This is a genomic window from Alteribacillus sp. HJP-4, from assembly GCF_042139015.1.
In the GTDB taxonomy this organism is placed as follows: Bacteria; Bacillota; Bacilli; order Bacillales; family Marinococcaceae; genus JBHIKY01.
In genome coordinates, this window is sequence record NZ_JBHIKY010000021.1 from 62714 (window position 1) to 69735 (window position 7022).

At 44.4% G+C, this 7022-nt stretch carries 8 protein-coding genes; 4 read left to right on the top strand and 4 right to left on the bottom strand.

Annotated elements, in window-relative coordinates; all coding sequences use genetic code 11:
* Positions 1-82: 82 nt before the first annotated feature.
* Positions 83-538 (top strand): hemerythrin domain-containing protein, encoded by a 456-nt coding sequence (locus ACE4RR_RS16645; RefSeq protein ID WP_375536567.1) that lies wholly within the window; start codon positions 83-85, stop codon positions 536-538.
* A gap of 1 nt (position 539) precedes the next feature.
* Here the strand turns inward: ACE4RR_RS16645 and ACE4RR_RS16650 are convergent, their stop codons facing one another.
* From ACE4RR_RS16650 to ACE4RR_RS16665, 4 genes are all read right to left on the bottom strand, one after another.
* Positions 540-1238, bottom strand: coding sequence for a helix-turn-helix domain-containing protein (locus ACE4RR_RS16650; RefSeq protein WP_375536568.1), 699 nt, complete (start codon positions 1236-1238; stop codon positions 540-542).
* Between the two features lie 325 nt (positions 1239-1563).
* Positions 1564-3216 carry a tetratricopeptide repeat protein gene (locus ACE4RR_RS16655; protein WP_375536569.1) on the bottom strand — a complete coding sequence of 551 codons (1653 nt, stop codon included), beginning with the start codon at positions 3214-3216 and terminating at the stop codon, positions 1564-1566.
* 20 nt (positions 3217-3236) lie between these two features.
* Positions 3237-3647, bottom strand: coding sequence for an ATP-grasp domain-containing protein (locus tag ACE4RR_RS16660; RefSeq protein ID WP_375536576.1), 411 nt, complete (start codon positions 3645-3647; stop codon positions 3237-3239).
* Between the two features lie 36 nt (positions 3648-3683).
* Positions 3684-4259, bottom strand: a complete 576-nt coding sequence (locus ACE4RR_RS16665; RefSeq protein WP_375536570.1) for an ATP-grasp domain-containing protein — start codon at positions 4257-4259, stop codon at positions 3684-3686.
* 285 nt (positions 4260-4544) lie between these two features.
* Here ACE4RR_RS16665 and ACE4RR_RS16670 point away from each other — a divergent pair, with 285 nt between their 5' ends.
* The 3 genes from ACE4RR_RS16670 to ACE4RR_RS16680 form a co-directional block, all read left to right on the top strand.
* Positions 4545-5981, top strand: a complete 1437-nt coding sequence (locus ACE4RR_RS16670) for a DHA2 family efflux MFS transporter permease subunit (protein WP_375536571.1) — start codon at positions 4545-4547, stop codon at positions 5979-5981.
* Between the two features lie 64 nt (positions 5982-6045).
* Positions 6046-6690, top strand: a complete 645-nt coding sequence (locus ACE4RR_RS16675; protein WP_375536572.1) for a cysteine hydrolase family protein — start codon at positions 6046-6048, stop codon at positions 6688-6690.
* Positions 6691-6803: 113 nt separating this feature from the next.
* Positions 6804-7022, top strand: a 219-nt coding sequence (locus tag ACE4RR_RS16680; protein ID WP_375536573.1) for a DDE-type integrase/transposase/recombinase, incomplete at its 3' end; no start/stop codon positions are given.

Sequence of the window (7022 nt, forward strand, 5' to 3'; positions counted from 1 at the left end):
ATCCTATAGAAAGGGTAAGTGGTTGGTAATCAGCGGTTTTTTTCGAGAACGAACAAACCTGATAGGAAGGAATGATAGGAAAATGAACTCTTCACACAAAGGGCTTCACCGCCACAAAGCATTGCATCCCTTATCGCATGATCACCACCGTGCACTATTTACAGCCCTGAACTTAAAAAGGGCCGGAACAGAGGCGTCTCGTTTTTCAACGACGGAAGTAAAGGAGGATACGATTTATTTTTGGACCACTGATGGAAATACGCATTTCCAGAATGAAGAAGAAGTACTGCTTCCTGTATTTGCGGAATATGCCTCTGTAAACCAGAAAGACATTCAACAGATGCTCATTGAGCATGTAGAGATCCGGTCGGCGATGCAGAAGCTCTGCCGGGACCGGGAAGCCTTTACAACTGATCAGTTAAATGAGCTTGGGAGTCTGCTCGAGGAGCACATCCGCAGAGAAGAAAGAGTCATTTTTCCAATGATTGAACAGGCATTGCCGGAAGAAAGAATCTCAAAGCTTGTCTTCAAAAAATAATTCAGCTGTCCAGCCAGGATGTTCGATAGTTAATATCTTTCAGCTGTTCTAGCCAATCCACACCTGGGTAATGGTTTTGCCGCTTTTGCCGATCTTCATGTAAACGCTTTTTGTAATCGGTTTTCATTTTTTCATCAAGAATGGTATTGATGACCTTGTCCATATAGCTGCTTCCATATTGGACGGTTTTGTCAATCATTTTTAAACGGAAGAGACGATACATTTTATCGTCTTCTATGTTTATTTTTTCTTGTTTTTGATTAGAAGTAGTAGTTTCCACAGCTTCATTATGTATAGTTTCTTTAGCAGCCGCAGCGGTCTCGGTGATTTCCGCGGTCTGCAGGGACGGTCTGCAACTGGTGTCTGCAGGAGGAATGATTACCGTGATGTTGCTGCTGTTGCCTCCTTTGACTCTGTAGACCGTCACGCGTTTTATGATTCCTTTTTTCTCAAGGGAGGCCAGGGCATAGTTAATCGTGCGCTGACTCCTGCCAATGTTCGCTGCCATTGTTTTTACCTTCAGCCAGGAGATACCGGGGAGCTTAACCGAATAACGGGTGAGCAAGGTCAGAAGCTCGCATTCTGTATTGCTCATATGTATTTTTTTGAAAATACTATCGACGCTGCGGTTGAGTTCCTGAACGCTCGAGTAATATACATAATTCTTTGCTTCTTTGTAATGGTTTGATAGAACAGACATAGATAGTGTACCTCACTTTATGTAGGAAATGGATGCAGATCTCTATCTGTTATATGAATGTGGAGAGAGGAAAAGGGGGAGGCGCCCACGCCATTTTTTTAAAAAATACAAGAAAAATCTCTACCCGTGATGAGTAGAGATTGAATATTACATATAAATTGAGGCCCATAAGCGTGGCTTCTCAAGAACCCGCGGGTATTTATCCGCACCCAGCCCGCGGGGGTCCCGGTTTTCCTCTCGTTGAGAAATCACTCTCTGAAGAGGTCAGAAGCGGATAGTCTCCGCCTACAGCAGAAGACTTCTTAAGGTAAAGACGTCCATACAGTTATTCTAAAAGAATGCCGCGCTTTTTGAACTGCTCAAAGAACAGCTGAAAAAGTCTGCCATCATCAGCCTGATTTCTTGAGATTAGTCTGGCCGCCTGTCTTTTTAACAACTCTTCATTTTTCTCCTCAAATAAGAAAGCCAAGCCGGAGGTCATCTGAAAATCGGTCAGTTTTATTATCCTCGTGAATACGAGTAATTCATTGGAAGAATTGGCGCTTAAACCATGATCAATGATTTCGAAGGTATCGCCGTAAAGCAGATCTTCAAGCAATACCGTTTCGTCGACCCGACTTCTCGCCTTCACACTAAATAAAGATAAGTGCTGATCCGCAGCAGCATCAAGCCATTCCTTCTGTCCTTCATTAATCGTATGTTCACTTTCGGCAAATTGTTCAAAAATGCGCCTGCCGTCATTTTTCATATGATAAATGATAAAGTCTGATAGAGCCTGTTGTTCGACTGCTTCACGTTCAAACTGAAAGGCTCCATTCTTCAAAGGAATTCCTAGAAAGCGGCTTACTTCCTTCATGCCCTGTACGCCTGCAGTATCGAAGAAATATTTAAAGATTTCGTATTGAAGGAGCTCACTTTGATAACGAAGCGAGCTGTATCGTTTTTGCTTTTTTCTCTGAATTTCTGCCGTTTTCGGTCGTTCAGCATGGTGGTAGGTCCGCTCTTCTTCAGGAAGCTCCATTTTATATTTACCAATAAACATTTCAGCAAGTGGATAGAAAGAAGAAGTGTCAGCATTCTCGTCTGTTTTTTTCAAAAAAATCCCCTGTATTTTCTTTGGGAGAGGGTCGATAGAGTGAAGAGATTCAGTAGGAGGAAGCACCGGGCAGAGCCTATGCTTTACCTGCAGTAATTTTAACCGTTTTAGAATATCAGCAGCGAGATCCCGTTTTGCAAAAGCATCATTTTCATCTTTTCGAGGCAGGTGTACAAGTGCTTTGTGATAGTGGAAGACTGCCGCTTGAATAAAGTCAATGCTTTCGAGTAGTATTCCAAGTGTGTAATGGGATTCATAATGTCCGCTGTCCAATTCAATACATTTTTCAAACACTACTGATGCTATATCGGCACGCCCGCCCTTGTAATAGACATTTCCGAGACGGTTCCAGAGGAAAACACTCTCTGGATCATCTTGCAGCAGTGCTATAATATGATCTTCTGCATCACTCATCCAGCAGGGCTGAAAGCCATCAAAAAGAAAAAGTTTTCCCTGCTCTGGAGAGGCAGGATCGAGCACGCGTTCCTCTGCAGTCATCGCAGCACTCTCGAATACCTTGCGCTCAAGACGCTCCCCCCATATCCAGTCACCAGCATGATTGCACTGAATACAGCGTACATACAAGGGAAATTGAATGAAATTTTTGATGGCTAGTTCGTTCTCGCTCACCATTTTCACTTGTTCGGCTGTCAGCTGCAGCAGCGGTTTGCCGATGTTGTACTTAGCACGGTGTCCGCAGCGCCGGCACGTTAAACTCTGCCGGTTTCTTCGAAAAGTCTTCGGTGTTTTATCGATGCCGTCCAGTATGTCTTGTAAATAAGTACCGGCGAGGCTTTCGCTCGTAAGCAGTGCCTCATTTACCGGTATTTTTTCCCCGTATAACATGGTGAAGAGCCCGGGGCTGATATGAAATGATTTCATGCATACAATTCCTTTCTCCTTTAATCATCGTATACAAACAGGTTTTCTCTATACCGGATCATTCTCGTATTCCAGCGGGGGTTTACGGAAACATACTCTCCAAGTAAATTGTATTGAAGGAATAAGTACGGAAAGTTTACGTTGGCTCCGAGACTCATCACCTGGCTGCCGCAGAACCTGGCATTCACATCGGTGAGCTTACAGCCATGGTCATTAATAAAGAACTGCAAGTTAAGAAAGCCGCTTTCTGCTATCGCTTCTGTGATTTTTTCAGCGGCCTCAATGAGCATTTTGTTATGTACAACGGTGCCGTCCAGGACGATTCCGCTTGAAACCCCGGTACGCTTGCGGGGGACCGCAGTAATAACCTTTCCATCATGGATATAGACATCAACGCTGTATTCATTCCCATCCAGATATTCCATGACAATGCGCCGCTCCTCTTCTGGATGGACTTCGAAGTAATCCTAAATATTCACGACTTTTTTCTCGTCATTTTTCAGTGCTTTTAAGAAATTATCTCTGTCTGCTAGAATTGCAAACCCGAGAGAGCCGTGACCATTTAATTGCTTTACCACTGTATACGTTTCGTTGGGAAAGCACTCGTTAATAATTTCCCGCAGCTCCTCCGAACGTGAAAATCCATAATATTCCGGTATGTGTTGATTGAGCCCAATTTCCTTTAAATAGTGATAGACACTTTCTTTGTTTATTAATATGTCAAATAACGGGGCTTTCGGCAGAGCCACCTTGGAAGGCACTCTCTCTCGAAAAGATTCGTAAACTTCAATTTCTTCGTGCAGAGCAGGAAAAATGGCATCTATGTCCTCTTCCTCTACAATTCCTAAAATGGCTCGTTGGTACTGCTCGGTTTCAGACAATGCTGGAATTTGATAGACCTTTTCACAAAATTGGTTCCCGGAGGTAATACTGCGCCGGTCCGCACCAACGATCCGCACGTTTTCTTTATCGAGCAGGCCCTGCATAATACCCTGCGCAGTCGGGCCGCCGATACCTGTCACTAGGACGTTCATTATTTTCATTTGTCATCTCCTCAGCTGTGGACAAAATTATATGAGTTTCTACACTTATATATGAAAAAAAGTATGCGATTACATGCTTGTATTTCCAAGGAATACACAGTGAAGGGATCATAAATATTAGGGACAGTATATCACGAAAAGACTCTATCAAAATACCTATTTAGGAAGAAATATCCTTGGAATGCCTGACCTTTCTTGTCACTTTAGTCAGTTAAGCGTATAATTTTCTATTAGTCTCTCGAAATATCCGTGATAGAGTAACGTAATGTAGAGGAGCCCTTTTCAATGGCACAAAAACAAAACTACAGCAGAGTATTAATTGCAGCTTTACTATTGTCCGGTTCATTTGTGGCTGTGTTAAACCAGACATTAATGATCACAGCCATTCCACCGATTATGAAAGAAATGAGCATTTCGGCGAATACAGGGCAGTGGCTGACGACGGTGTTCATGCTCGTTAATGGCATAATGATACCAATTACAGCGTTTTTAATTGAAAAATTTACAACCAGGCAGCTGTTTATAACAGCGATGAGTGTATTTGCATTTGGAACGCTCGTTTGCGGAATGGCCGATAATTTTTCAATACTCATCTTAGGGCGCATTATCCAATCAGCGGGTGCCGGTGTAATGCTGCCATTAATGCAGACCGTGTTTCTCCTTATTTTTCCGGTGGAGCGGCGCGGTACAGCAATGGGGTATATCGGACTAGTGATTTCCTTTGCTCCTGCTCTCGGACCCACACTGTCAGGGTGGGTGACGTCCAACTATGAGTGGCGATTTTTGTTCTGGTTTATCTTTCCTCTTTCCATCTTAATGATTTTTATTGCTTATAAAATAATGAGAAACGTCACTGAGCTTAAAAATCCAAAGGTGGACCCTTTATCGATTATGCTGTCTTCCCTTGGTTTTGGCGGGCTTCTTTACGGTTTTACGAGTGCCGGAAACAATGGCTGGGCAAGTCCATTGACGCTTATAGTGCTTGCTGTAGGAACGGCATCCCTGGTGATTTTTATCAAGCGCCAGCTCAGCATGGAACATCCTATGCTTGAATTCCGGGTCTTTCAGCAGCGTATCTTTATGATTTCTACCATGATTGGAATGGTCGGTTTTCTCGGCTTGATCGGCTCAGAAACACTAATACCTCTGTTTATGCAGAATATGCGCGGATTTACTGCGATGGAAGCAGGTCTTGTCCTGCTTCCGGGTGCTTTAATTTCAGGATTGATGGCACCCATTACTGGTAGAATTTTTGACCGGATCGGTGCCCGCTATCTGGCAATTACCGGCCTCACGATTATGAGCACTGCTACACTGGCTTTTGTACTGATTGATTCGGCTACGTCGATGACCTATCTTATGGTCACATATGCTGTACGGATGTTTGGCTTCTCCATGGTAATGATGCCGGTAAATACAGCGGGACTGAATCAAATGCCGCCTAAGCTGATTCCGCACGGGGCCGCGATGACTAACACGATGCGGCAGATGGCAGCCTCAGTTGGCACGGCCGTTCTTGTCACCACCATGACTACAACAGCTCAGACGGCCCGACATGCTGCAGAGCATCCCGATATTCTCGGGGTGAAGGTCGCGTTCTTTCTCATTTTTCTTCTATCCGTGGGAGCCCTGGGACTTTCCTTCTTTATACGGAAAACAGCCCCGCCGACTGATGAGGAGTGGGATGCGCAGCAGCGGGAAAAAACCAGGCAGAGCGGATGATACTGGCAGTTGCTTCCTTGATTGCTTACAAATAATTGTAACGAAAAGAAGGGAGACGATCGTGGTGGGAAACCTTGAACAGTGGTACGAACAGCAAAAAGGAAAGCACTTCTCTGAAAAAATCATAGAAGAGTGCGACCCTCACTCTTCAGTCCTTATCGTCATTGATATGGTAAATGGCTTTACAAAGCACGGAGCTCTCTATCACCCGAACATAGAAAGCCTGATTGCCCCGGTCAGCCGCACAATGAGGGAGGCAAAAGCGGCCAGCATGCCTATATTAGGCTTTGGAGATGCTCATGAAAAACAATCTGTGGAATTTACGATTTTTCCAGAACACTGTGTAGAAGGAACAGAGGAAGCAGAATTAGCAGAGGAACTGCAGGATGTCGGTATGGATGTATGGATTCCGAAAAGATCAACCAACGGTTTTTTGGAGGAATTATTTCAGGAGTGGCTTCAGGAAAATAAACACGTTCACACCTTTATCGTAACCGGCGACTGCACAGACATTTGTATTCTCCAGTTCGTGTTAAGTCTGACAGCCTACTTTACAAAGCAGGGCCATAAGAAAAATGTTATTGTGCCTGTCAATCTTGTAGACACCTTTTCTCATAATGAGCATCCGTCGCATGTCATGAACACCTTTTCATTCTATTTAATGGAACAGTCAGGGGCGGAGCTTGTGCAGTGGAAGCATAGTTTGTGATAGAAACGTCAGCTACGGTCATTATCGGAGAAACAGCAGGTGCTGCCGTTTCTCCGGACACTGGTTCCGCTAATTCCCCCAAATCATCCTTTTTTTCAGCTTAGGCGGACATTATGGCCGATATCACGTACATTCCCTGTCGGGAAGGAAGATTGTATTTGGCAACGATTCTTGATCTATACACCCGGGAAGTGGTGGGATGGCACTTATACCGTCATATGAGAAACCACCTGGTGCTGGATGCCCTGGAAGACGCGCATGAAGCGAAGAAGCCGCCCGAAGGACTGCTTCATCACTCCGACCGAGGCAAACAATATGCCTCGCATGAGTAC